This window comes from Microbacterium sp. NPDC055988 (genome assembly GCF_042269505.1).
Taxonomy (GTDB): Bacteria; Actinomycetota; Actinomycetes; order Actinomycetales; family Microbacteriaceae; genus Microbacterium.
The window spans coordinates 1,989,627-2,014,464 of sequence record NZ_JBHJXY010000001.1 but is presented as its reverse complement, the minus strand read 5'-3'; the positions used below and the strand labels follow the sequence as shown (position 1 = coordinate 2,014,464).

The 24,838-nt window shown below is 68.3% G+C and carries 28 protein-coding genes; 9 read left to right on the top strand and 19 right to left on the bottom strand.

All coding sequences use genetic code 11. The features are described from left to right. Positions 1-112: 112 nt before the first annotated feature. Both ACFC14_RS09675 and ACFC14_RS09670 read right to left on the bottom strand, forming a co-directional pair. The gene (locus tag ACFC14_RS09675) at positions 113-1,618 is read right to left on the bottom strand and encodes a M17 family metallopeptidase (protein WP_376103505.1); all 1,506 of its coding nucleotides are present in this window, start codon (positions 1,616-1,618) and stop codon (positions 113-115) included. A gap of 103 nt (positions 1,619-1,721) precedes the next feature. Beyond that, entirely contained in the window at positions 1,722-3,383 is a 1,662-nt protein-coding gene (locus ACFC14_RS09670) for an AbgT family transporter (RefSeq protein WP_376103502.1), read from the bottom strand. 96 nt (positions 3,384-3,479) lie between these two features. On the opposite strand from ACFC14_RS09670, the gene ACFC14_RS09665 reads away from it, so the two are divergent. After that, positions 3,480-5,048, top strand: a complete 1,569-nt coding sequence (locus ACFC14_RS09665) for an SLC13 family permease (RefSeq protein WP_376103499.1) — start codon at positions 3,480-3,482, stop codon at positions 5,046-5,048. A gap of 16 nt (positions 5,049-5,064) precedes the next feature. Here the strand turns inward: ACFC14_RS09665 and ACFC14_RS09660 are convergent, their stop codons facing one another. The 6 genes from ACFC14_RS09660 to ACFC14_RS09635 all read right to left on the bottom strand — a co-directional run bounded on the left by ACFC14_RS09660 (position 5,065) and on the right by ACFC14_RS09635 (position 10,580). After that, positions 5,065-5,700 carry a response regulator gene (locus ACFC14_RS09660; RefSeq protein WP_376103497.1) on the bottom strand — a complete coding sequence of 212 codons (636 nt, stop codon included), beginning with the start codon at positions 5,698-5,700 and terminating at the stop codon, positions 5,065-5,067. Between the two features lie 152 nt (positions 5,701-5,852). Next, the gene (ccsB, locus tag ACFC14_RS09655; RefSeq protein ID WP_136042946.1) at positions 5,853-6,827 is read right to left on the bottom strand and encodes a c-type cytochrome biogenesis protein CcsB; all 975 of its coding nucleotides are present in this window, start codon (positions 6,825-6,827) and stop codon (positions 5,853-5,855) included. A 4-nt stretch (positions 6,828-6,831) separates the two neighbouring features. Beyond that, complete coding sequence (locus tag ACFC14_RS09650) at positions 6,832-8,679, bottom strand: cytochrome c biogenesis protein ResB (RefSeq protein ID WP_376103494.1); 1,848 nt, start codon at positions 8,677-8,679, stop codon at positions 6,832-6,834. Next, positions 8,660-9,445, bottom strand: coding sequence for a cytochrome c biogenesis CcdA family protein (locus tag ACFC14_RS09645; RefSeq protein WP_376103491.1), 786 nt, complete (start codon positions 9,443-9,445; stop codon positions 8,660-8,662). The genes ACFC14_RS09650 and ACFC14_RS09645 overlap by 20 nt, the downstream gene beginning before the upstream one ends. Positions 9,446-9,461: 16 nt before the next feature. After that, entirely contained in the window at positions 9,462-10,112 is a 651-nt protein-coding gene (locus tag ACFC14_RS09640; protein WP_376103488.1) for a TlpA family protein disulfide reductase, read from the bottom strand. Positions 10,113-10,175: 63 nt separating this feature from the next. Beyond that, positions 10,176-10,580: a MerR family transcriptional regulator gene (locus ACFC14_RS09635; RefSeq protein ID WP_376103485.1), complete on the bottom strand. Its 405-nt coding sequence runs from the start codon at positions 10,578-10,580 to the stop codon at positions 10,176-10,178. 56 nt (positions 10,581-10,636) lie between these two features. On the opposite strand from ACFC14_RS09635, the gene ACFC14_RS09630 reads away from it, so the two are divergent. Continuing rightward, positions 10,637-11,542 (top strand): NAD(P)/FAD-dependent oxidoreductase, encoded by a 906-nt coding sequence (locus ACFC14_RS09630; RefSeq protein WP_376103482.1) that lies wholly within the window; start codon positions 10,637-10,639, stop codon positions 11,540-11,542. Positions 11,543-11,613: 71 nt separating this feature from the next. Here the strand turns inward: ACFC14_RS09630 and ACFC14_RS09625 are convergent, their stop codons facing one another. Both ACFC14_RS09625 and ACFC14_RS09620 read right to left on the bottom strand, forming a co-directional pair. Further along, a complete protein-coding gene (locus ACFC14_RS09625) occupies positions 11,614-12,243 on the bottom strand; it encodes a histidine phosphatase family protein (RefSeq protein ID WP_376103479.1) in 630 nt (209 codons plus the stop codon). Between the two features lies 1 nt (position 12,244). After that, positions 12,245-12,643: a DUF5684 domain-containing protein gene (locus ACFC14_RS09620; protein WP_376103477.1), complete on the bottom strand. Its 399-nt coding sequence runs from the start codon at positions 12,641-12,643 to the stop codon at positions 12,245-12,247. A gap of 114 nt (positions 12,644-12,757) precedes the next feature. Here ACFC14_RS09620 and aspS point away from each other — a divergent pair, with 114 nt between their 5' ends. Next, on the top strand, positions 12,758-14,539 hold the full coding sequence (gene aspS, locus ACFC14_RS09615) for an aspartate--tRNA ligase (protein WP_376103474.1): 1,782 nt from the start codon (positions 12,758-12,760) through the stop codon (positions 14,537-14,539). 91 nt (positions 14,540-14,630) lie between these two features. Here the strand turns inward: aspS and ACFC14_RS09610 are convergent, their stop codons facing one another. After that, on the bottom strand, positions 14,631-15,413 hold the full coding sequence (locus tag ACFC14_RS09610; RefSeq protein WP_376107154.1) for a sulfite exporter TauE/SafE family protein: 783 nt from the start codon (positions 15,411-15,413) through the stop codon (positions 14,631-14,633). A 111-nt stretch (positions 15,414-15,524) separates the two neighbouring features. On the opposite strand from ACFC14_RS09610, the gene ACFC14_RS09605 reads away from it, so the two are divergent. The 6 genes from ACFC14_RS09605 (at position 15,525) to ACFC14_RS09580 (ending at position 20,488) form a co-directional block, all read left to right on the top strand. After that, a complete protein-coding gene (locus ACFC14_RS09605) occupies positions 15,525-16,040 on the top strand; it encodes a GNAT family N-acetyltransferase (RefSeq protein ID WP_376103472.1) in 516 nt (171 codons plus the stop codon). Between the two features lie 226 nt (positions 16,041-16,266). Next, a complete protein-coding gene (locus ACFC14_RS09600; RefSeq protein ID WP_376103469.1) occupies positions 16,267-17,406 on the top strand; it encodes an ABC transporter substrate-binding protein in 1,140 nt (379 codons plus the stop codon). After that, positions 17,403-18,341: an ABC transporter permease gene (locus tag ACFC14_RS09595; RefSeq protein ID WP_376103466.1), complete on the top strand. Its 939-nt coding sequence runs from the start codon at positions 17,403-17,405 to the stop codon at positions 18,339-18,341. The genes ACFC14_RS09600 and ACFC14_RS09595 overlap by 4 nt, the downstream gene beginning before the upstream one ends. Further along, positions 18,338-19,132 carry an ABC transporter permease gene (locus ACFC14_RS09590; protein WP_376103463.1) on the top strand — a complete coding sequence of 265 codons (795 nt, stop codon included), beginning with the start codon at positions 18,338-18,340 and terminating at the stop codon, positions 19,130-19,132. The genes ACFC14_RS09595 and ACFC14_RS09590 overlap by 4 nt, the downstream gene beginning before the upstream one ends. Beyond that, entirely contained in the window at positions 19,129-20,220 is a 1,092-nt protein-coding gene (locus tag ACFC14_RS09585) for an ABC transporter ATP-binding protein (RefSeq protein WP_376103460.1), read from the top strand. The genes ACFC14_RS09590 and ACFC14_RS09585 overlap by 4 nt, the downstream gene beginning before the upstream one ends. 88 nt (positions 20,221-20,308) lie before the next feature. After that, positions 20,309-20,488 carry a YegP family protein gene (locus ACFC14_RS09580; protein WP_136042960.1) on the top strand — a complete coding sequence of 60 codons (180 nt, stop codon included), beginning with the start codon at positions 20,309-20,311 and terminating at the stop codon, positions 20,486-20,488. A gap of 101 nt (positions 20,489-20,589) precedes the next feature. On the opposite strand, the gene ACFC14_RS09575 is transcribed toward ACFC14_RS09580, so the two are convergent. The 8 genes from ACFC14_RS09575 to ACFC14_RS09540 all read right to left on the bottom strand — a co-directional run bounded on the left by ACFC14_RS09575 (position 20,590) and on the right by ACFC14_RS09540 (position 24,835). Further along, a complete protein-coding gene (locus tag ACFC14_RS09575; RefSeq protein ID WP_376103457.1) occupies positions 20,590-21,345 on the bottom strand; it encodes an amino acid ABC transporter ATP-binding protein in 756 nt (251 codons plus the stop codon). Then, complete coding sequence (locus tag ACFC14_RS09570; protein ID WP_136042962.1) at positions 21,342-22,139, bottom strand: amino acid ABC transporter permease; 798 nt, start codon at positions 22,137-22,139, stop codon at positions 21,342-21,344. Before ACFC14_RS09570 ends, ACFC14_RS09575 begins: the two co-directional genes overlap by 4 nt. A 34-nt stretch (positions 22,140-22,173) precedes the next feature. After that, entirely contained in the window at positions 22,174-22,992 is an 819-nt protein-coding gene (locus tag ACFC14_RS09565) for a basic amino acid ABC transporter substrate-binding protein (RefSeq protein WP_136042963.1), read from the bottom strand. Positions 22,993-23,165: 173 nt separating this feature from the next. Next, positions 23,166-23,468, bottom strand: a complete 303-nt coding sequence (locus ACFC14_RS09560; RefSeq protein WP_376103454.1) for a Dabb family protein — start codon at positions 23,466-23,468, stop codon at positions 23,166-23,168. After that, positions 23,465-23,761 (bottom strand): glutaredoxin family protein, encoded by a 297-nt coding sequence (locus ACFC14_RS09555; RefSeq protein ID WP_376103451.1) that lies wholly within the window; start codon positions 23,759-23,761, stop codon positions 23,465-23,467. Before ACFC14_RS09555 ends, ACFC14_RS09560 begins: the two co-directional genes overlap by 4 nt. Next, positions 23,758-24,060 (bottom strand): rhodanese-like domain-containing protein, encoded by a 303-nt coding sequence (locus ACFC14_RS09550; RefSeq protein WP_376103448.1) that lies wholly within the window; start codon positions 24,058-24,060, stop codon positions 23,758-23,760. The genes ACFC14_RS09555 and ACFC14_RS09550 overlap by 4 nt, the downstream gene beginning before the upstream one ends. Positions 24,061-24,138: 78 nt before the next feature. Next, entirely contained in the window at positions 24,139-24,237 is a 99-nt protein-coding gene (locus ACFC14_RS09545) for a 30S ribosomal protein bS22 (RefSeq protein WP_003792170.1), read from the bottom strand. Positions 24,238-24,349: 112 nt separating this feature from the next. Beyond that, on the bottom strand, positions 24,350-24,835 hold the full coding sequence (locus tag ACFC14_RS09540) for a hypothetical protein (protein ID WP_376103445.1): 486 nt from the start codon (positions 24,833-24,835) through the stop codon (positions 24,350-24,352). Positions 24,836-24,838 lie beyond the last annotated feature (3 nt).

Here is a 24,838-nt window from a genome sequence, read left to right as displayed (position 1 = left end):
CTCGAGCACAACTTCGGAGATCGCGCACGACACGCCGGCCGTCGCCCGCCATCCTCGGCGTGTCGTCCTCGATCTCCGAAGTTGTGTCGCGGGAGGGGCGGCCTCGTCGGCGTCAGGATGCCGGTGGGAACGTCCGCGCGACCTCCAGCAGCAGCCGCGCCCCGAACCCGGTCGCCCCGGCGGTGCGCCAGGAGTCATCCTTCTCGGTCTGCATCGTGCCGGCGATGTCGAGGTGCGCCCACGGGGTGTCGCCGACGAAGTGCGCCAGGAACAGGGCTGCGGTCGTCGCCCCGGCGAACGGACCACCGAGGTTCGCGATGTCTGCGATCTCGGAGTCGAGCTGCTTACGGTACTTCTGCTCCAGCGGCAGCTGCCACACGGACTCATCGACGGCTTCGGAGGCCGCGCGCACCAGGTCGACCGTCGCCTGATCATTCCCGAACACCGGCGCGGTCGCGGCCCCGAGCGACACCAGCGCGGCGCCGGTCAGGGTGGCGATATCGATGATCGCATCCACCTCGTCTTCGTTCGCGAGCACGAGCGCGTCACTCATCACGAGCCGCCCCTCGGCGTCGGTGTTCTTCACCTCGATCGTCGTGCCTCCACGCGCGGTGAGCACATCACCGAGTTTGTACGCCGTACCCGAGGGCATGTTGTCGGTGCACATCAGCCAGCCCGAGACCTTGGCCCCGACCCCGGCGTCGCGCAGCCCGACGAACGCGCCCAGCACCGCGGCCGCCCCTCCCATGTCCATCTTCATGAGCAGATGCATCGGGTCACTGGGCTTGAGGCTGATGCCGCCGGAGTCGTACATGATGCCCTTGCCGACGAGACCGAGATGCCGCGTGCCTCCGCCGTCGGGGGTGTAGACCAGCTTGATCATGCGAGGCTCCTCCACCGAGCCCTGGTTCACGCCGAGCAGCCCGCCGCAGCCGAGATCGATGAGCGCCTGCTTGTCGAAGAGCTCGACCTCGAATCCGAAACGGGCGCCGAGCTCCACGGCGATCTCACCCATGTTGACCGCGGTCAGGTGTCCGGGAGGCGTGTTCGCCAGGTCACGGGCGACGACGGCGGCCCTGGCTGCATTGCGGGCGGCCTCCACCGGAGCGGCACTCGCCCCGGGGACGTCGATCGTGAACACGGACAGCGGGACGTGCTTCGAGGAGCCGTTGAGCACCGTGTAGCGGTACCGGGCGAGCAGGGCACCTTCGGCGAGTGCCCGCACGGCGTCGGCCGCGTCCACACCCGCCAGGTCTTCGATCCGCAGCCCCAGTGTCGCGCGCCGCGATGCCGCACGGGCGAGCGTGGCCGCGGCGTCGCGGAGCCCCCGCACCCCCGCGTCGTCACGGGCGCCGAGTCCGACCAGCACCAGATCGGGCTCCCCGGCGCGGGGCAGGAGGAGCGACGTGCCGGGAGCCGCAGTGAAGGCCGCGTCTTCGAGGCCTGCGCGGTCGAATCCCAATCCGGCCGGAACGTCGCCGTCGGAGTACACCCCGACCCCGAGGGCCTCGACATCTGCGCCGATTTCTCCCACCTGCACGTCCACGGCGTCGAGCGCGTCGAGGCCGGGGGTCGTCTTCAGATCCGCGGGGATCAGCTTGTTCGGTCTGCGGTCCATGGGCTCTGCTCCTCATGTTGCGGTTCTTCGTTGCGAGTGTTCGTCGTTGCGAGTTCTTGGTGGATGGCGCCGTCCGTGTCGCGGCGTGCCGAGCGGGGCGTGCTCAGCCGACCATGTCGACGGGCGAGCCGGGCCCCCAGGGGATGCCGAGGAGGAACCACACCACGTACAGGGCGGTCCACGACAGCAGCATCCAGACGGCATACGGGATCATCAGCGCGATGATCGTGCCGATCCCGGCTTCCTTCTTGTATCGCTGCGCGACGGTCACCATGAACGGCAGGTAGACCATGAGCGGGGTCAGCACGTTCACCGGCGAATCGCCGACGCGGTAGGCCGCGAGCAGCGTCTGCGGCGCCACATCGAGCGACGCGAAGATCGGGATGAAGACCGGTGCGAAGATCACCCATTTCGGCACCAGGCCCGGAAGGATGAAGTCGAGGATCACGATCACGACGATGAACGCGAGCAGCAGCACGATCGCGGGCACGTTCGCCTGCTCCAGCAGTTCGGCGGCCGAGATGGCGGCGACGGTGGGCAGGTTGCTCCAGTTGAACAGGGCGATGAACTGGGCGATCATCAGGAACATCACGAGCAGGCCGCCCAGGCTCCCGAACGTCTTCGCGATCGCCCCGACCGCGGCCGAGCCGCCCCGAAGCGTCTTCGCCCCGGCGCCGTACGCGATACCGCACACGAGGAACGCGAGCGAGATGATGAAGACCAGGCTCGCCATGAACGGCGTCGTCCCGATGATGTCGCCCGTCTCCGGGTCGCGCAGCGGTGCCCCCGGCGGCAGGGTGAGCACGAGGATCAGCGCGACGAAGCCCAGCAGCGCCCAGAACGAGAACTTCAGCCCGCGGGCTTCGGCATCGTGGTCGACGTTCTCGGCCTCGTCCGCGATCGTCATCTCCTTGCGGTCATAGGTACCGAGCCGTTTCTCGGTGACGAGGACGGTCACGATCAGCGCCACCGCCGTCAGCAGGAAAGTCGACACGATCCCGAAGTAGAAGTTCTGCGTGACCTCGATCGGCTGCATCCCGGCGCTGGTGAGCACCTCGTTCGTGATCTCGGTGAGCATGCTGTCGCTCGGAGTGATCAGCAGGTTCGCGCCGAAGGCCGCTCCGACACCCGCGAACGCGCCGGCGAGACCCGCGAGCGGATGCCGCCCGACGGTGAGGAATGCGGCGGCGGCGAGCGGCACCAGGATCAGGTACCCGGCATCCGTCGCCACCGACGACAGCACACCGACGAAGATCAGGATGAACGCGAGCCACCGACGCGGTGCGACCTTGACGACGCGGCGGATCATCGCCCCCATGAGTCCTGCGTGCTCGGCCACGCCGACACCGGCCATCGCGATGAGCACGACTGCGACCACACCGAAGCCGGCGAAGTTGTCGACGAAGGACGAGAAGAAGAAGCGGATGCCGTCGATCGAGAGCAGGTTGCGCACCTCGAACGTCTGCTCCTCGATGGTGTAGTCGGGGATCTCCGCGGGCATCCCGGTCGTGGTGTCGTAGACCTCCCAGTTGCCGCCGAAGCGCTCATTGACCTGGGAGAACTCGTCCTTCGGGACCGGGATCACGACGTCGTCCGTGACCGACACCCCGATCCAGGACAGGATGGCGGAGAGCACCGCGATCAGGCCGATCAGGTAGACGAACATGATCGTCGGATCCGGCACCTTGTTGCCGACCTTCTCGATCCAGTTCAGAAACCCTTTGCTCTCGGCATCCGAGGCACCCACCGACTTCTGCGCAGCCATAGCCCCCATGATCGTGTCGAGCGAGAAGCTCCTGCAAGCACACCCCCTAGAACTAGGGGGGTCGCCGCGATCCGGAGCGCGCCCTATCGTGGGGCCGTGGACCCGATCGTCGCGACCCTCGTCATCCTGCTGTGCGCGGTGATCGCCTTCGTCTCCAACCGCATCCCGCTCGGCGTCGTGGCCGTCGGCGTCTCGGTGGCTCTGTACCTGACCGGGGTGCTCGATCTGGGGTCGGCTCTCGCCGGATTCGGTGACCCGACGGTGCTCTTCATCGCCTCCCTGTTCGTGGTCAGCGAGGCGCTCGAATCGACCGGCATCATCGCGTGGGCGGGGCAGGAGGTCGTCGCCCGCTCCGGCACCGGCCGTCGACGCCTGCTGCTCACGATCGGGCTGCTGACCGCCGCGATGACGGCCGTGATCAGCGTGAACGGCTCGGTCGCGTCGCTCCTGCCCCTGGTCGTCGTGGTCGCCGCCCGCGCCGGTATCCGCCCCTCGCAGATGCTGATGCCGCTCGCCTTCTCGGCCCATGCCGGGTCGATGCTCGCCCTCACCGGCACCCCGGTGAACATCATCGTGTCGGAGGTCGCCACCGACAACGGCGCCCGGCCGTTCGGCTTCTTCGAGTTCGCCCTCGCCGGGCTCCCGCTGCTCGTCGGCACACTCGCGATCATCCTGCTCCTCGGCAACAAGCTGCTGCCGGAGCGCACTCCGGCCTCCGCGCCCATCGATCTCGAACGGCTCGCGTCTACGCTGCGGGCCGACTATGCCCTCTCTCCCGACCGGGCGCTCGTGTCCGCCTCGCGCGGGGTCGCCGAGGTCGTCGTACCCCCGCGTTCGAGCCTGATCGGGCTGCATGTGTTCCCCGGCATGTGCACACCCTCCGGGGACCTCGTCGTGCTCGGGGTGCGGCGTGGGCAGGAGGCGCTGGACGAGTCCGGCACCGATCTGCAGGCCGGCGACGCCCTGCTTCTCGACGGGTCCTGGGACGACCTGCACCGGCACACGTCGAGGCGCGACGAGGTGCTGGTCGTCGACGCCCCACTCACCCTCCGCCGCTCGGTGCCTCTCGGGACGGGGGCGAAGCGCACCGCCGTGATCCTGGTCGCGATGATCGTGCTGCTCGCGACGGGGATCGTGCCGGCCGCCATCGCGGGTCTTCTCGCCGCCGGAGCACTGATCCTCACCCGTGTCGTCTCGATCACTCAGGCCTACCGCGCGATCTCCTGGACGACGGTCATCCTCGTGGCGGGAATGATCCCCCTCTCCACGGCTTTCCAGGAGACCGGCGCCGCGCAGCTGATCGCCGACGGGCTCCGCTCGCTCCTGGGCGACGCGGGACCGCACGCGGCCGTGGCGGTGATCGTGCTGATCACGCTGGTGCTCGGGCAGCTCATCAGCAACACCGCGACGGTGCTCATCGTGGCTCCGGTGGCGGTCGCTCTGGCCGCCGCGATGGATGCGTCGATGCTGCCGTTCCTGATGGCGCTCACGATCGCCGGAGCGGCGGCGTTCCTCACCCCCGTCGCGACGCCGGCGAACCTCATGGTGATGGAGCCCGGCGGCTATCGCTTCGGCGACTATGCGCGCTTCGGCTGGCCGCTGATGATCCTGTTCTTCGTGGTCGCGGTGTTCTACGTGCCGCTGATCTGGCCGTTCACCGGCTGACCGGCCTGCTGATCGATCACAGGTTCTGCAGGACCAGCCCGTCTTCCACGGCTCGCCGGAACAGATCGACCTTGGTCGGTGCGGCCCGATCGACGGCCGCGTACTTCACCCGGATGCGACGGATGTGGTCGAGGACGGTCTCGCGCGACAGGAACAGGGTCTGCGCCACCCGCTCGGCCGTCTCCCCCGAGGCGTAGAGGGAGAGCACCTCGGACTCGCGGCGGCTGAGGTGCGCCGCGACGAACTGATGGTCGGAGTCGAGCGCGGCTGCCCATTCCGACGTCGCGAGGATGTGGCCCTGAGCCGCCCGCCGCACGGATGCGGTGATGACTTCGAGCGAGTCGGACTTGTTGATCATGCCGGCGGCCCCCGCCCGCGCAGCCTCGCGCAACTGATGCGGCTGGTCACCCGCGGTGTAGGCGACGACGCTCGCTCCGAGCGGCTCGAGGGTGCGCAGATTGTCGGCCGGTGTGGACCCGTCGGACAGTGCGAGATCCAGCAGGATCACGTCGAGTCGCCGAGAGAGGCTCGCGACCTCTGCGGCCGTCGCTCCGCTGGCCGCCACCCGGATCCCGCCGCTGCGGTTGAGGATCGTGGCCATGCCGAACAGCATCGCGGGATGATCTTCGACGATTCCGACGAGTACGGGCATGTGGGCTCCTGCCTCCGGCGCGCTCCCCCTGCAATGAGCATACAACCGCGTATCGGTGGCGCCGGTGGCATGTTTCCAGGCGCGTCACACACACGAGACCCGTCCGGCGGCTCGTGCCGCGGACGGGTCTCGGTGTCACCCTCCGGGGAGGATCAGCTCAGGCCGGAGTATGCGTGCAGTCCCTTGAAGAACACGTTCACGATAGTGAAGTTGAAGATCACGGCCGAGAAGCCGACGATCGCGAGCCAGGCCGAGGGGTTGCCGCGCCAGCCGCGGGTCGCGCGGGCGTGGATGTATCCGGCGTAGATGACCCAGATCACGAAGGTCCAGGTCTCCTTGACGTCGAAGCCCCAGAAGCGGCTCCAGGCGTAGTACGCCCAGATGGATCCGGCGATGAGGGTGAAGGTCCACAGGATGAACCCGATGATCGTGAACATGTACGCCAGGCTCTCCAGGCGCACCGCGTTCGGGAACGTGCGGAGGAACCCGGGCCCGGTCTTCGCGGCGCCCTCTCCGACGAGACGCTCACGGCGCGACTGCATGAGCTGGATCACCGAGAGGGCGAACGCGAGCGCGAAGAACGCCGTGGCGAGCGAGGCGACGAACACGTGGATGACGAGCCACACGCTCTTGAGCGGATCCATCAGCGGCGAGACGTCGACGTAGAAGTTCGTCGCCCCCAGTCCGAGCAGCACCACGACGAGACCGGTGATGAAGGTGCCGAGGAAGCGCAGGTCCAGGCGCGTGAGGACGACGAGGAAGACGGCCACGATGAGCAGCGTGCCCATCATCGCGAACTCGTAGAGGTTCGCCCAGGGCACGCGGCCTGCGGCGATGCCACGGGTGACCGCTGCCGCGAGGTGGAAGACGAATCCGAGCACCGTCAGCGAGGTGCCGATCCGCGCCATCACGAAACGCTGCGTCGGGACCTCTGTACCGGGGGCGCCCGAGGCGGCGACGGCGGATCCCCCGCCGGCGCCGACGAGCACCGACTCGCGGACCGTCTGCGCGTCGGCTGTCGCCTGCGAGCGCCGTGCGAGATCGAAGGCGTAGGCCACGAAGGCCGCCGCGTAGATCGCGATCGCCGTCCACAGCAGGACCGGCGAGATCACGTTGAGCTCGAGCATGGTGTCAGTCTACTTTCCGGGTGTCTGGGGCCGGGGCGTCCGGCGCTGCGGACTCCTCCGCGGTGTCGTCGTCGGCGGCATCCGTCTCGGTTCGCACGGTGGTGCCGCCCGCCGCGTCGAGCAGTCGGGCGTGACCTGCGACCAGGTCGTCCACGGCGGCCGCGAGCGTGGGGTCCTCACCGCGGGCGAGCGCGGCGTACTCGAGAGCGATCTCGCCGTCGTGCGCGGTGGCCTTGACCCACACGCGTCGACGCGGCACGAACAGCGCGATCATGAGCCCGCCGAGGGCGAGCAGCGCAAAGCCGAGCACCCACACGCCGGACTCGTCGCGGTGGATCTGCAGCGACGCGAACCTCTTCACCGATTCGGAGGCATCCGTCGCCCCCGCCGGGGACTCGTCGTCGAAGGTGACCGAGCCGAGGCCGTTCGGCAGCTGCGCGGTCTGCCCGGGGACGAGCTCGATCGATTCGACATCGGTGCTGCGACCGGTGAGCTTGGTCATGCCGGTGGTGTCGAGCACGTAGACCGAGCGCGGCACGCCCTCGTTGATCCCGAGGTCGCCGGTGTACACATCGAGCGTGAGGGTCGGGTTCGTGAGGTCGCCGTAGGCGGAGAAGAAGGCGCCGCTCTCGAGCACACCCGTCGTCGGGTAGAAGAACCCGACCAGTCCGACCTGCTCGGCCAGGCCGTCCGGAATCTTCAGCACCCCGAGCGAGGTCATGTTCGTGTCCTGCGGGAGGAACGGCGTGCTGTTCGTGAAGACGACGTTGCCGTCCGGGTCGCGCACGGTCACGGTCGGCGCGTAGCCGTTGCCGAGCAGGAACACGTCGTCGTCGGCGACCCCGAGCGGCTCGTTGACCTTGACGGCTCCCGTGCGCTCCTCGCCGTTCTCCTGCACGGTGACGTTGGCCGAGAAGTCGCCCGCCTGGCCCGAGCCCGGCTCGCCGAAGGGCTGGTAGGTCACGTCGAACGAGTCGAGCCGCATCGAGTACGGCGAGAAGGCGTCGTCGCCGACGAAGCGGCCGCGGTTCATCGAGTCGTAGTCGAGCAGGGTGTTCGCGAAGGTCTCGCCTTCGACCAGCACGCGCTGGCCCGTGTACGAGAAGCCGCCGCCGACGCCGACCGTGACCAGCACACCCACGAGCGCGAGGTGGAAGAGCAGATTGCCGGTCTCGCGCCAGTACCCGCGCTCGGCGGAGACCGAGAACGTGCGGCCGCGGTCGTAGCGCTCGACCCGGTAGCCGAGAGCCTTCAGCTGCTTGGCGGCGACGTCGATGGATGCGGAGGCCTCCGCCTCGGCGTCCCCCGTCTTCGTCCCCGAGTCGGCGGCGGGATCGCGGGTCACGGCACGGTAGTCCTCGAGCCGCTGCAGCCGTGCGGGAGTGCGCGGCGGACGGGCGCGCAGCGCCTTGGCGTGGTGCTTGATGCGCGGAATCACGCAGCCGACGAGCGAGGCGAACAGCAGCAGATAGATCGCCGAGAACCACGGCGAGAGGTACACGTCGAACATCTTGAGTCCGTCGAGCACCGGGAAGAGGTCGGGGTTGTCGCGCTCCCACTGCGTGACACCGTTCGGGTCGGCCATCCGCTGCGGGAAGATCGAGCCCGGGATCGCGGCGATCGCGAGCACGAGCAGCAGGATCAACGCGGTGCGCATCGAGGTCAGCTGACGCCAGCCCCACCGCAGCCAGCCGACGAACCCCAGCCGCGGCTGGGTGATCGAGTCGTCGCCGTCGACGTGGTCGGACGGGCGGAGCGGATCGCTGGAGTCGCTGTTCACGGCACCCTTGTTCTTCGTGGTGGTCTTCTCGGGGCGGGTCTTCTCGGAGTGGTCAGAGCGGGAGGATGACACTGCCCATCACCGCCGTCAGTCGAGACATGATGTCGGTCCACAGGCCCGTCACCATCAGGATGCCGAGGAGGATCAGCAGCACCCCTCCGATGACATTGACCACGCGGATGTGGCGGCGGAGGAAGCCGATCGCCTTCGTCGCCCAGCCGAAGCCGAGTGCGACGAGCAGGAACGGGATGCCCAGGCCGAGCGAGTAGGCGAGCCCGAGGAAGCCCGCGCGCACCGGGTCGCCGGCGTTGAACGACAGCGCGAAGATCGCCGTGAGCGTGGGGCCGAGGCAGGGCGCCCAGCCGATGCCGAGCGCGATGCCGAGCAGCGGAGCGCCGATGATGCCGGCCTTCGAGTCGACGTGGAAGCGGAGCTCGCGCTGCGCGAAGCCGAACAGTCCGAGGAAGACCAGGCCCATCGCGATGATCACGACACCGAGGACGCGCGTGATGATCTCGCCCCACTGCAGCAGGAACACGCTCGCCACGCCACCGAGTGCGGTGATGGAGACGAACACCAGGCTGAAACCGAGGATGAACAGCAGCACGCCGAGGACGAGCCGGCCGCGAGTCGCGGTCTCGGCCGTCTGGGTCGTGGTGCGTCCTTCGCCGTCGGCGGTGACGGCAGGGCGCGGCGCGACCGCACCGCCGAGGAATCCGAGGTAACCCGGAACGAGCGGAAGTACACACGGCGACAGGAACGAGACGAGTCCCGCGAGCATCGCGACCGGGATCGCGATCCAGAGGGCGCCGGAGCCGATGATCGCTTCGGGGTTCACAGCGCTCCCGGGCAGCTCACGAGTCCTCCGCGAGCGCGTCCTTGACGAGCGTCGAGAGGATCGAGGGGCCGTCGATCGGTCCGATGATGCGCGCGGCGACACGCCCCTGCTTGTCGAGCACGAGCGTGGTCGGTGTCGCGGCGATCGGCGTGGCGTTCGCGAATGCGAGCTTGGCCTCGGCGGTGTTGACATCGATCAGGCTCGGGTACGTGATGCCGTACTCCTCGGCGAACGTGATGGCGTTGTCGGCCTGATCGCGGGTGTTGATTCCGACGAACGAGACGTCGTCGTCCGCGAACTTCTGCCACACGGATTCGAGGTCGGCGGCTTCGAGCCGGCACGGCGCGCATCCGGCGTACCAGAAGTTGACGACCGTGACATCGCCGGCGATGTCGGCACTGTCGAACTTCTCGCCGGTCTCGGTGACTCCGCCGAACTCCACGGGCTCGCCGCGCTCGGCGACGGGGATCTCGACGATCGCCCCATCGGCCGCGACGTAGCCGGTGTTCTCCCCGTTCAGGAACGATTCGCTGACCGGATCGGGAGCGCAGGCGCTCAGACCGATGGCGAGCACCGCAGCGAGCGCGGCACCGACCGCACGGCGCGGAAGCCGGGTGCGGGAGGAGCGGCCGCTGCGGATCTGACGGACCGTCGAATCGCGTGGCACGACTCCGAGTTTACGCAGAGGATCCTATGCGCGAGGTGGATGCGGGACGGCCTGAGAGGGGCGTCAGAACCGCGCCAGGACGTCGTCGACACCGGCGCGGAACCGTGGGCAGGTCGCGATGTCGTGGGCCCGGCACCCCATCGCGTGTTCGGTCATCTCGCGCGACCGGCGCATCTCCTCCATGCGCCGATCGAGGTCGTCCAGATGCTGCTGGAGCACCTGATGCCGCCCCGCACTCCCGTCGTCGAGAAGCACGGCGATCTGCTCGAGGGTCATCCCCGCCGCTTTGCTTCGCTGGATCACGGCGATGCGCACGACCTCGTCTTCGCCGTAACGGCGGCGTCCGGCTGAGTCGCGCGGAGGCCGCAGGAGACCCACCGATTCCCAGTGCCGCAGGACGTTGGTCGGCAGCTCGAAACGGGCGGCGACATCTCCGACGGACCACGGATGCTCAGCGCTTGACTTCATGTTGACATGAAGTCACAGACTGACGGGGAACGCAACCTCCATCGGGAAGGACACCCATGTACGACGCCATCGTGATCGGCGCAGGACCGGCAGGGCTGCAGGCCGCTCTGACCCTCGGACGCATGCACCGCTCGACGCTGCTCCTGGATTCCGGCGAGTACCGCAACGGCACCGTGCTGCACATGCACAACATGGTCGGCGAAGACGGTGCACCGCCGGCGGAGTTCCGCGCCACCGCCCGCGCGGAGCTCGACGCCTACGCCGACGTCGAGATCCGCGACACCGGCGCGACCGGCATCTCGGGAAGCGAGGGCGCGTTCCGAGTCGCCCTCGCCGACGGCTCGACGGTCGAGGGACGTCGGGTGATCCTGGCCACCGGCGTCGCTGACGACCTCCCCGACGTCCCCGGACTGCAGGACCTCTGGGGAACGCTCGCGTTCAGTTGCCCGTTCTGCGACGGACACGAGCATGCGGACAAGCCGATCGGCATCCTCGGCGCAGCTCCGCGGGCCGCCCATCTGATCGCACTGCTCGGGCGCATCGTCGGCGACATCACCGTCTTTCCCGTCGACGAGGTGTTCTCCGACGAGGACACCCGGATGCTCGAGGGGACGGGCGTGCGGGTGAGCAGCACCCCGGTGACCTCGGTCGAGAAGGACGCCGACGGTGTGCGGATCCGCACGGACGACGACGAGCACGCGGTCGCCGGCATCTTCGTGGCCTCGGGGGCGATGCGCCAGCGGGCACCCTTCGCCGCGGACCTCGGGCTGGCCATGCTCGATTCCGGATCGATCGAGATCGACGACTTCGGCCGCACCTCGATCCCGGGTGTCTTCGCCGCCGGCGACCTCGCCCACCGCGCGAGCCTGCCCGGTCCGATGGCCTCGGTGCTGCTGGCCGCTGCGGCCGGTCAGCTCGCCGCCGTCGGCATCATCCAGTCACTGCTCGCGGCCGAGCACTGACCCGCCTTCCGAATCGCGCAATCGGTCGTATCCGAGACCGAGAGAGGAACACTTGCGCGATTCGAGACGGGTCAGACCGCGCCGACGTCGATCGCGGAACCCGTCGCGGCGGGCTCCGCGTATGCGACCTCGCGCCAGACATCGCCGACGCGCTCGAACGAGGTGACGCTCGACAGGGCGCAGCGGCGGGTGCGCGGGTCGTGCCGCAGCGGCAGACCCGCGACTCGAAGGTGCGTGATCCAGATGGGCGCCTGGTGCGAGACCATCACGACATCGCCGTCCGGCGCTGCGTCCCACGCTTCGTCCATGACGCCGAGCATCCGCTCCGCGATGGAGGTGTACGGCTCGCCCCAGCTCGGCAGCGAGGGCTGGCGCAGGTGCCACCAGTTGAACGGGTTGAGGAGGGAGCGACGCATCTGCGTGCCCTCGAACACGTTGGCCGGCTCGATCAAACGGATGTCGGTCTCGGGCACGAGGTCGAACCGCTCGGCGAACGGCTCCGCCGACTCCTGCGCCCGCTCGAGAGGAGAGGCGTACAGGGCGCTCACACCGCGGTCGAGCGAGGCCACATGGGCAGCCGCCGCCGCAGCCATCCCCCGGCCGGCCTTGCTCAGGTGATAGTCGGGAAGCCGACCGTAGAGCACACGAGCGGGATTGTGCACCTCGCCGTGTCGGACGAGATGCAGCCGAGACGCCGTCATGTCAGGCCTTGCGGTAGCGGGAGTCGCCGAAGCCGAGGATGAAGTACCCGATGAACGAGAACACGAAGAGCAGGAAGAAGGAGAAGAACCCGCCCTTGCCGAAGCGGGCGCCGACCTTGACGGCGACGACGATCGCGAGCACCACGTTGGCGATCGGCACCAGATAGAGCAGCACCCACCAGCCCGACATCCCGGCGATGCGCAGCAGGAAGATCGCGTTGACGATCGGGATGAGGGCGAGGATGCCCGGGTAACCGGCCTTGAGGAACACCTTCCACCAGGCGACGGCCAGGAGGATGTAGAAGATCAGCGCCACCACGCCGGTGGTCCCGGAGAAGAACTGGCTGAGGAAGTCGGGGACGACCGGGACGTCGGCCGCGGGGACGAGAGCGAGATTCATGGGGCACCTTCCGTTCACAGACACCCTACTGACCCGCGGACCCCCGCCGGGAGGAGTCGCACACCCCCGTAGAATGGCCGGGTTCCCCATTTCCCAGATCAGAAGGAATACTCCGTGCTTCGCACCCACTCGGCAGGCTCTCTGCGAGCCGAGCACATCGGTCAGACCGTCACCCTCTCGGGTTGGGTCGACCGCCGTCGTGACCACGGAGGAGTCGCTTTCATCGATCTGCGGGATGCCTCGGGCATCGCCCAGGTCGTCATCCGCGACGAGGAGATCGCCCACCCGCTGCGCAACGAGTTCGTCCTGAAGGTGACCGGCGAGGTGTCGCGGCGCCCCGAGGGCAACGCGAACCCGAACCTGCCGACCGGCGAGATCGAACTCATCGCGACCGACGTCGAGGTGCTGAACGAGTCCGCACCCCTCCCCTTCCAGGTCTCCACGGCCGTCGCCGACACCGAGACCGTCGGCGAGGAGGCACGCCTCAAGTACCGCTACCTCGACCTGCGTCGTCCTGCCCAGGCAGCGAACCTGCGCCTGCGCTCGAACGTCTACAAGGCGATCCGCGACGTGCTGCACGCCGAAGACTTCACCGAGGTCGAGACACCGACCCTCACCCGCTCGACTCCCGAGGGCGCCCGCGACTTCCTGGTGCCGGCCCGCCTGAGCCCGGGCAGCTGGTACGCCCTGCCGCAGTCGCCGCAACTGTTCAAGCAGCTGCTGATGGTCGGCGGTGTGGAGAAGTACTTCCAGATCGCGCGCTGCTACCGCGACGAGGACTTCCGCGCCGACCGCCAGCCCGAGTTCACGCAGCTCGACATCGAGATGAGCTTCGTCGACCAGGAAGACGTCATCACGCTGATGGAGTCGCTCATCGTCGCGATGTGGAAGACGATCGGTGTCGAGGTCGCGACCCCGCTCCCGCGCATCACGTACGCCGACGCCATGGCCAAGTACGGCTCCGACAAGCCCGACCTGCGGTTCGGCCTCGAGCTCGTCGAGGCGACCGAGTACTTCCAGGACACCCCGTTCCGCGTGTTCCAGGCGGAGTACGTCGGTGCGGTCCGCATGCCCGGTGGCGCGAGCCAGCCGCGCAAGCAGCTCGACGCCTGGCAGGACTGGGCCAAGCAGCGCGGTGCCCGCGGCCTCGCCTACGTCCTGTTCAACGAGGATGGCTCGCTCGGCGGCCCCGCAGCCAAGAACCTGTCCGAGGCCGAGCAGGCCGGACTCGCCGCCTTCGTGGGCGCCGAGCCGGGCGACTGCGTCTTCTTCGCCGCAGGTTCCACCAAGGAGAGCCGCGCGCTGCTCGGTGCCGCCCGCGTCGAGATCGGCCGTCGTCTCGGCTACCTGAGCCCGGACGAGTTCGCGTTCACCTGGGTCGTCGACGCTCCGATGTTCGAGCCTGCGGCCGACGCCGTGGCCTCGGGTGACGTGGCTGTGGGCGCAGGCGCCTGGACCGCCGTGCACCACGCATTCACCGGCCCGAAGCCCGAGTACCAGGACACGTTCGACACCGACCCCGGTTCGGCCCTGGCCTACGCGTACGACATCGTGTGCAACGGCTCCGAGCTCGGCGGTGGCTCGATCCGCATCCACCGCGAAGACGTGCAGAAGCGCGTGTTCGAGGTCATGGGCATCAGCGACGAGCAGGCCGACGAGCAGTTCGGCTTCCTGCTCGACGCGTTCAAGTTCGGCGCACCGCCGCACGGCGGGATCGCGCTCGGCATGGACCGCGTGCTGCAGCACCTGTCGAAGACCGAGTCGATCCGTGAGGTCATCGCGTTCCCGAAGTCCGGCAACGGCTTCGACCCGCTGACCGCGGCTCCCGCGCCGATCACCGACGCGCAGCGCGCCGAGGCCGGCGTCGACTTCGAGCCCGAGGACGACGAGGCCTGACGCCGAGACCCCGCTTTATCGCCGAGACCCCGGGCAGCCGCCATCCGCAGCCCGGGGTCTCGACGCGTATCCGGGGGCTCGGTGGTGAGGTTCAGCGCATCGCGGCGAGCGCGGGGACGATGTTCTCGTTCCACACATCGACGCCGAGCTTCGCGATCAGGGCGACCACGACCACGAGGAACACGACGCGGATGAAGGTCGTGCCGCGCGAGATCGCCATCCGCGAGCCCAGGTAGCTGCCTGCGACGTTCGCCACCGCGAGGATGCCGCCCAGCAGCCACAGCACGGCTCCGTGCGGGATGAACAGCATCAGGGCACCGGCGTTGGTGGCGAGGTTCACGATCTTCGCCTTGGCACTCGCCTGGAGGAAGTCGTAGCCGAGCAGCGCGACGAGCGTGATGACGAGGAAGGTCCCCGTGCCAGGGCCGATCATCCCGTCGTAGAAGCCGATGCCGAGCCCGGCCGCTCCCGCCATGATGTGGTGCTTGTGCCCGTGGAAGCGCAGCTTCGTCGCCGCGCCCATCTGCGGCCGGAACGCGGTGAACAGGGCGACGACCAGCAGGGCGATCACGATGATGGGCTTGAACGCGGCGGGCGGCAGCACCGTCGCGACGGCGGCGCCACCGAACGATCCGATGAACGCGATCGCCGCCATCGGCAGCGCCGTGCGGATGTCCGGTTTCGCGCGACGGTAGTAGGTGACGCTGCTGGTCGCGGTGCCGAAGACGGAGGCGAGCTTGTTCGTCGCGAGCGCCTGCACCGGGGAGATGCCGGGGATCAGCAGCAGCGCCGGCAGCTGCAGCAGACCTCCCCCGCCCACGACAGCGTCGATCCACCCGGCGCAGAACGCGGCGATGACGACGAGGAGGAGCATCCCCCAGGTGAGCTGCTCCAGTCCGAGCACGGTGCCGATATCCACCCGGCCATGATTCCAGAGAGTCGGACGGACACCGGCATCCGCCCCACCCGCTGGCAGACTGGTCGCATGCTCGACGCCCTCCCCCTGCCCCACTCGTTCGAATCACGCATGGGCACAGCGGTGCTCCGGCGAGCGACGGTCGACGACGCGGATGCCGTGATCGGCCTGCTCGCGGACGACCCGATCAGTGCGGCGCGCGGCGATGTGGCATCCGACGAGGACCGCCCCGTCTACGCGCGGGCGCTCACCGCGATCCTGGCCGAGCCCTCGAACGACCTGCTCGTCGTCGAGCTCGACGACGCGGTCATCGGCACGCTGCAGCTCACCTCGATCCCCGGGATGTCCCGCCGTGGTGCGCGGCGCCTTCTGGTCGAGGCGGTGCGCGTGCACAGCAGTCTGCGCTCGTCAGGCATCGGTTCGGCGGTGATGCGCTGGGTGGGTGAGGCGGCAGCCCCCGCGGTCGGAGCCGCGATGGTGCAGCTCACCTCGGATGCCGCCCGCACCGATGCGCACCGTTTCTACGAGCGCCTCGGCTACGTGGGCTCGCACCGCGGCTTCAAGTACAACGTCCCGTCGGCCTGAGCCCCCGCGCTTCCGTCGGCCAATCGCAGCATCCTCGGCCCGATCGTGGGGTTCCGGCCGAGAGAAGCGCAGAAAGCCGAGTGAACTGCGCACCCCACCGCACCCGTCCCGCCACCGCCGCGACATTCCCCGTTCACCCGACCCGGGACGGTCGGCAACCTGCGCCTCATAGTGTCCTCTCGCAACCCGAAACCGGCGCACAGCGCCGGACACCGAGAGGACACTCATGGCTCGCTTCACCCGCCGCGCGCGCATCGGCGCCGGCATCGCCCTGGCCACCACGGCCGCACTCGCGCTGACCTCCTGCGCGTCCGCAACCGATGCGCCCGCTTCGAGCAGCGAGACGGTCGACGCTGCCGCAGCGACGTCCGTGGAGGACTTCGGCACGTTCGCCGACCTCGAGGCTGCCGCCAAGGAGGAGGGTTCGCTCAACGTCATCGCACTTCCCCGTGACTGGGCGAACTACGGCGAGATCCTCGACCTGTTCGCCGAGAAGTACCCGGAGATCACGATCAACGAGGCCTCGCCCGATGTCTCCAGCGCCGAGGAGATCCAGGCCGCCGAGACCAACAAGGGCCTCGACACCGCGCCCGACGTGTTCGACCTCGGTCTGACCGTCGCACTGCAGAGCACCGACACCTTCGCTCCCTACAAGGTGCAGACGTGGGACGAGATCCCCGACGAGCTCAAGGAGCCGACCGGCCTCTTCGTCGGCGACTACGGCGGATACATGTCGATCGGCTACGACTCGTCGAAGTTCGATGCGCCGACCGAACTCGCCGACCTGCTCTCGGCCGACTACAAGGGAGCCGTCGCGATCAACGGCGACCCCACCCAGGCCGGCGCCGCGTTCGCCGCCGTCGGTCTCGCGACCGTGCAGTCCGACGGCACGCTCGACGACTTCCAGCCCGGCATCGACTTCTTCGCCGACATGCAGAAGGCCGGCAACCTGCTCAAGGTCGACGTCACCACGGCGACCATCACGAGTGGAGAGACCCCGGTCGTCTTCGACTGGGACTACCTGAACGCTTCGCACACCGCCGACAACGAGGACTGGAAGGTCGTCGTGCTCGACGGCACCGGTTACGCCGGCTACTACAACCAGGCCATCAACGTCGACGCCCCGCACCCGGCTGCGGCTCGCCTGTGGCAGGAGTTCCTCTACAGCGACGAGGTGCAGAACCTCTGGCTGAAGGGTGGAGCGCGCCCCGTGCGCATGGAGGCGATGACCGAGGCCGGCACGATCGATGCCGACCTCGCAAGCGCACTGCCCGAGGCACCCGAGGAGACCGTCGTCCCGACGGAGGAGCAGTCGACGAACGCCGGCACGCTGCTCGGTGAGAAGTGGGCCGCGGCGGTCCAGTGACCACCCTCACGGCAACGGGAGCGGATGCCGCGGCATCCGCTCCCCCCTCCCCCGCCGGGCCCTCGACGCATGCGAGGGCCCGGCGGTCCGCTCCGTCTCTCGCCTGGCTCGGGCTCGTCCCGTTCGCGGCCTACATCGTCGTCTTCCTCGCCGTCCCGACCATCCTCGCGATCGGCTCGGGGTTCTTCACGAAGGACGGCTCGTTCACGTGGGCGAACATGTCAGCCCTCGCCGACCCCGTCGTACTGAACACGTTCGCGAACTCGGCGGGACTCTCGCTGCTCACCGCCGTCGTGGGCGCCCTGGCCGGAGCCCTCGTCTGCTACGCGCTGCTCGGCATGGACCCCGAAGGGCGAACACGCTCCGCCGTGGATGCCGCGGCCGGCGTGCTTGCCCAGTTCGGCGGCGTCATGCTGGCGTTCGCGTTCATCGCGACCATCGGCATCCAGGGCGTCGTCACGGTCTTCCTGAAGGATTCCTTCGGGGTCGACATCTTCGAGAACGGCACCTGGCTCTATGAGCTGCCCGGGCTGATCCTCCCGTACATCTACTTCCAGATCCCGCTCATGGTCATCACATTCATGCCCGCCCTCGCCGCGCTCAAGCCGCAGTGGGCTGAGGCCAACCTCACGCTCGGCGGCACCCGCGCGAGCTTCTGGCTGCGGATCGGCATCCCCGTGCTCGCTCCCTCGTTCCTCGCGAGCTTGCTGCTGCTCTTCGCGAACGCGTTCTCGTCGTACGCCACTGCCGCCGCCCTCGCCAGTCAGGGCGCGCAGATCGTGCCGCTGCAGATCCGCACGGCGCTCACCAGCGAGACGGTGCTCGGGCGGGAGAACCTCGCCGGCGCCCTCGCGCTCGGCATGATCGTCATCGTCGGCATCGTGATGGCTCTGTATTCCCTGGTGCAGCGACGCGCGGCGAGGTGGCAGTCGTGAACCGACTCGGCCCCTCCCTCGCGACGCGCTGGGTCATCGGCATCCTGATCGGCGCGTTCTTCGCCGTGCCCCTGGTGTCGACTTTCCTCTTCACGCTCCGCGATCCCGAAGGCGGGCTGTCGTTCGTCCGCTGGAGCGCGCTGTTCGACCCCGCGGCTGCGGCGACCCTCAAGCCGATCTGGACAGGCCTCGGCAACTCCCTGATCCTCGCGGTCGTCACGGTCGTCATCGTGCTGCTTCTGCTCGCGCCGACCATGATCCTGGTCAACCTCCGTTTCCCGAAACTCAAGCCCGTGTTCGAGTTCGCGGTGCTGCTGCCGATATCGATCCCCGCCATCGTGCTCGTGGTCGGTCTCGCCCCGATCTACCTGCAGATCGGCCGCGCCTTCGGAACCGGCACCTGGACGCTCGCTTTCGCCTACGGCATCACCGTGCTGCCGTTCGCGTTCCGGTCCATCCAGGCATCGATCGATGCGGCCGACCTGCGCACCCTCTCCGAGGCGGCGCGATCGCTCGGTGCGAGCTGGCCGACGGTCGTGCTGAAGGTGCTCGCACCGAACCTTCGCCAGGGCCTGCTCGCCGCATCCCTCATCTCCATCGCCGTGGTGCTCGGGGAGTTCACGATCGCCTCGCTCCTGAACCGCCAGGTCTTCCAGACCGCCATGGTGGTCGTGAACAAGCAGGACCCCTACGCCCCGGCGATCTTCACCCTGCTGGCGCTGGTGTTCGTCTTCCTCCTGCTCCTCGTCATCGGCCGCGTCGCCCGCGGCACCGGAAAGGCCCGCTCATGACCCTCGACCACGCGCTGCCGCGCACCAAGGACAATCTGCTGCTCGCCCAGGCGGGCGAGGGCACCCGCGTCGAGCTTCAGGGCATCGTCAAGAGCTACGCCGGCACGCGTGTGCTGCACGGGGTGGACCTCGACATCGCGCCCGGCGAGTTCGTCTCGCTTCTCGGCCCCTCGGGATGCGGCAAGACGACGCTGCTCCGGGTGCTCGCCGGACTCGAGGGCGCGGACGCGGGTGCCGTGCTCCTGGGCGGTGGCGACGTGTCGCGAGTGCCCACGAACAAGCGGGACATCGGAATGGTCTTCCAGTCGTACTCGCTGTTCCCGCACCTGCGGGTCGCGGAGAACACCGCCTTCGGCCTGCGTCGGCGTGGGATCGGCAAGGCGGAGGCTTCGCGCCGAGCCGTCGATGCGCTCGCTCTCGTCGGTCTCGCCGACTTCGCCGACCGCTTCCCGCACCAGCTCTCCGGCGGTCAGCAGCAGCGGGTCGCACTCGCGCGGGCGTTGGTCACCGAGCCCAAGGTGCTCCTGCTCGACGAGCCGCTGTCGGCGCTGGATGCGAAGGTGCGCGTGCAGCTGCGCGATGAGATCCGCCGCATCCAGCTGCGCCTCGGCATCACGACCGTCTTCGTCACCCACGACCAGGAAGAGGCGCTGGCCGTCTCCGACCGGATCGCGGTGATGAACGCAGGGAGGATCGAGCAGATCGGTTCTCCGGAGCAGCTGTACACGACCCCGTCCACGGCGGGGGTCGCGGCCTTCGTGGGGCTCTCCAGCGTCGTCTCGGGTGTCGCCGAGGGCGACCACGTGCGGGTGTGGGGTCAGTGGCTTCCGCTGCAGTCCCCGGCGGACGGCCCGGTCGACGTGTATCTGCGACCCGAGAACGTCTACTTCGCTTCCGCAGCCGACGCCGCCACCGAGGCCCTGGTCGAGGAGAGCACCTTCCTCGGCAGCATGCGGCGCACGCTGGTCCGCACCGAGTCCGGCGAGCTGGTCCGGGTGCAGCACGCCCCCGGCATCCATCCATCGTTCGGCGAGCGTGTGCGCATCGCCGTCGCCCCGGAGCCCGTCGCCGTGCACCCACGCGGGTGAGCCTGCTCTTCCCTCCGATATACCGGGACCACTAGCGTGAGCCGCGAGGGCGGACTCCCTCCATCGAAGAGAAGAGAAAGGACGCCTCATGGCAGGCACGTTCGAGCTGTACACCGACAAGTCCGGCGAGTACCGATTCCGTCTGAAGGCCGGCAACGGCGAGGTCATCGCGACAGGTGAGGGCTACTCGTCGAAGGCGGCGGCACTGAATGGCATCGACTCCGTCCGCCGGAATGCCGCCGACGCCGAGGTCGTCGAGACCGACTAGCTCGAGACCCCCACTTCACGCCGAGACCCCCTGCTGCAGACGTCTGCAACAGGGGGTCTCAGCGTGAAGGCGGGGTCTCGGCGGACCGTGCCGCCGCACCCTCAGAGCACGCGGGAGAGGAAGTCCTGCGTCCGCGGATGCTGCGGGTTCGCGAGCACCTCGCGGGGGTCTCCCTCTTCGACGATGTGCCCGCCGTCCATGAAGATCAGGCGCGAGCCGACCTCCCGGGCGAAGCCCATCTCATGCGTGACCACGAGCATCGTCATGCCCTCGTCGGCCAGCGACCGCATCACCTGCAGCACCTCGCCGACCAGTTCGGGGTCGAGTGCCGACGTCGGCTCATCGAACAGCATCATGTCGGGGTTCATGCACAGGGCACGGGCGATCGCGACGCGCTGCTGCTGTCCGCCGGAAAGGTGTCCGGGGTAAGCGTCCGCCTTCTCGGACAGCCCCACGCGCTCGAGCATGGCGCGTGCGATCAGTTCGGCTTCCTTCTTCGACCGCTTCTTCACCCGCTGCTGCGCGACCGTGAGGTTGCCGAGCACATCCAGATGCGGAAACAGGTTGAAGCTCTGGAACACCATGCCGATGCGCGTGCGCACCGCGTCGATGTCGACGTCGGGGTCGGTGATGTCGATCCCCTCGATCAGCACCCGACCGGCGGTCGGCTCCTCGAGCAGGTTCACCGAGCGCAGCAGGGTCGACTTGCCGGAGCCCGACGGTCCGATGACGCAGACGACCTCGCCCCGGGTGACGGTGAGGTCGATGCCCTTGAGCACCTCGTTGTCGCCGAACGACTTCACGAGCCCCTGCACGTCGATCGCGGGGGCGTGCACATCGATCTTCTCGGTGATCATCGCTGCCTCGACATCCGTCGCTCCAGCCACGCGCTGAAGCGCGTGAGCGGAATCGTCACGATCAGGTACAGGATCGCCGCCATGATGAGCGGCGTCGCATTCGCGTTCTGGGTGCTCGCATCGCGGGCGAAGTTCGTGAGCTCCTTCGACCAGATGAACGACCCGGCGATGAACAGCAGAGACGTGTCCTTCAAAAGCAGCACGAACTCGTTGGTCAGGGGCGGGATGATGATCCGGAACCCCTGCGGCACGATGATCCAGAAGGTCGTCTTCAGGGGCGACATGCCCAACGATCGCGCGGCCTCCGTCTGCCCCTTCGGGACCGCCTGGATGCCGGCGCGGATCGTCTCGGCCATGTAGGCCGAGGCGACGAGGACGAGACCGATCAGTCCGAGCACGACCGGTCCGCCGAGCTTCGTCCCGGGAACACCCACGGCGATCGGCAGGATGAAGGCGATGCCGAAGATCGTGAGGATCGCGGGAAGCCCACGGAACAGCTCGATCCACACCGTCGCGATCCATCGGAACGGCGCGATGACCGACAGCTTCATCAGGGCGAGCAGCACCCCGAGGAGCAAGCCGCCCGCGAACGCCACCGCCGTGAACCACAGCGTGTTCACGAGGGCGGTCGTGATGATCCCGGGGAACATCTTCGCCGCGACCTCAGGGTTGAAGAACAGCGGTCCGATCTTCGCCCAGTCGGTGGTCAGGATCGCCCAGACGGCGATCGCGAGCAGCACCGCATACACCGAATACCGATACAGCTTGGCCTTGGTCGTGCGCCTCAACGCCATCGTCGAGGTCCTCCCGCTCTACCGACTCCGCCGGTCACTTGGCCGCGAGGTACTCGTCGTAGATCTCCTGGTACGTGCCGTCGTCCTGGAGCTCCTTGAGCGCCTTGTTGATGGCCTCGCGGAGTTCGTCCTTCTCACCCTTGGCGAAGGCGAACCCGTAGGACTCGTCGGTCGGGTACGTCTCGACGATCTTGTAGTCGGAGTTCTCCTGCTCGTGGACGTAGTTGACGGGCTGATCCTGGAGGATGGCGTCGATCTGACCGGCCTGCATCGCCGGCCACAGCTCACCGTCGCCGCCGTACTGCACCAGCTGGGCACCCTTGGCGTTCTCCGTCGCGTAGGACTCGCCGGTGGTGCCCTGCTGCACGCCGACGTTCTTGCCGTCGAGGTCGTCGATGGACTCGATGCCCGAGTCGGTGCGGACCAGCAGCGACTGCAGCGAGTCGACGTACGGGTCGGAGAAGTCGATGTTCGCCTTGCGCTCCTCGGTGATCGTCATCGCGGAGGCGCCGATGTCGCACTGGCCCGAAACGAGGATCGCGCCCGACTGCAGCGGGTCGAAGGCCACGTCCTGGACGGAGATCTTGAGGTCGAGCTTCTCAGCGATCGCGGTGAGCAGGTCGATGTCGAAGCCCGAGTAGCCGGACTCGGAGCTCGTGTCCTCGATCTCGAAGGGCGGGTAGGGCACGTCGGAGCACACGGAGAGCGTGCCCGCCTCCGCCAGGCCGTACTCGTCGCCGGCGGCGGGAGCGTCGCTGCTGCCCGCATCGGACGAACCGGTCGCGCAGCCGGCGAGCGCGAGAGTGGCGGTCGCCATGAGGGCGAGACCGGCGATGAGGTTACGACGAGTCATGTCGGCTCCTGAAGGACGAGGGCGGGGTATGCCCACGGACGGGTAGGAGAACATCTAAACATGCGGCTCGTCGCGTGACCAATGACATGGGGCAGCGGACGTATCACGTTTGGGTTGCAAGTGCACGCCGCTCAAGCCGTGAAATCGAGTGCCGCAGCAGGTGCGACGCCGTCTCAGAGCTCGAAGTCGACCGCGACGCGGGAAGCGACCACCGAGCGGATGTAGCCGGCGACCTCCTCGTGCGCAGGGTGCACCTGGTACGCGTCGATGTCGGCCACCGAGGCGAAGTCGGCCACGAGCGTCACGTCCCAGTTCGTCTCCGGGTATGCCGCATTGGCGCCGGCGGAGATCGAGAGCAGCTGCGGCACGACGCCGTCCAGAGCATTGAGGCGACGGGCGACCTCGGCCGCCTGCTCTGCCCGCAGAGCGGCGTCGTCGGCAGCGAGCTTCCACGTCACGACATGGCGGATGGTCACAGGGACTCCTTCGTCTCGATCTGCGCCTCGCCGCGAACCGCGGCCTCCAGCGCCTCGCGCAGCCGGTCGGGCGACACCCGCCAGTGCGCGTGCAGATCGCCGTCGATCAGGACGACGGGGATCTTCTCCCACCACAGTTCGTACAGCGCGGGGTCATCCTGGATGGACGCCTCGACGATCTCGATCTGCTCCGCCGCGGCGTCGGGCAGCTCGGCCACGACAGCGTCGATCACGTCGGAGGCCACCTCGCACAGGTGGCAGTCGGGCTTGCGGATCAGCGTCAGCGTGGTCACGCCGACGGCACCTCGACAGCGCGCCCCTGGGAGATCCACTCCCCGGTGCCACCCTCGACGTTGGTGGCATCGAAGCCGCGCGACTCCAGCGCCTCGACGACCCGAGCCGAGCGACCGCCGGCCTGGCAGATGACGTCGAACGATTCCGCCGGCAACTCATCGAGACGGTTGCCGATCTCGGACATGGGGATGTTGACGGCGCCGGGCACGTGACCCGCGGCGAACTCGTCCACCTCCCGCACATCGATGAGCGGGACACCCGACCGCTCGGAGAGTTCGGTGACGGTGATCGACTTCATGGCTTCCTCTCGGCGGTACGGAGCTGTGGGCAGAGACACAAAGCGCCCGTCCGAAGACAGGCGCTCGTGTCTGGTCGCTTACTTCTTGTTGCGACGCTGGTGGCGAGTCTTGCGAAGCAGCTTGCGGTGCTTCTTCTTCGCCATGCGCTTGCGGCGCTTCTTGATGACAGAACCCACGGAAACCTCACTAAGTCAGTGGCTGGGTGTCGCCGAAATCGGACACCCGGGTACGGGCACGGAAAATGCCTCGGGTCAGTCTAGCAAATCCGACGGGCTCCGCCGTCCGGCCTCACTCCGGAACCTCGTCCGTCACCAGGAACCGCCACACGAGGGCGTGCCCGAGGGCGACGAGCCCGATGAGCAGGAGCGCTTCGACCTGGATCCCGGTGAGTCCGAGCGGAGCGACGAGGTGGGGAGCCACTCCGATCACGGCGACCGCCGCGTACACCACCACGGTGCCGACCTGGATCCACCGCACCGACCTCGGCGTCCCGTCTCTCCCGGCCTGCGCCACCAGGCGAATCATGGAGACGCCGCCCACGATCGCGACGACGACGAAGGACAGACGCCACAGGATCGGGGTCTCGGTGCCACCGACCTGCGCGAAGAGCCCCATCAGGGCGGGGAGCAGAAACGAGAGGTAGATGCCGCCGATGGTCCGGCGCATCGCGGGAATCGCGGTCCAGTCACGGCGAGCGCGGACGACGTTCCACCAGAGTCCCGTGAGCGTGAAGCACGTGGTGGAGAAGAGAGCGTAGAACGTGCTGACGTCCACGAT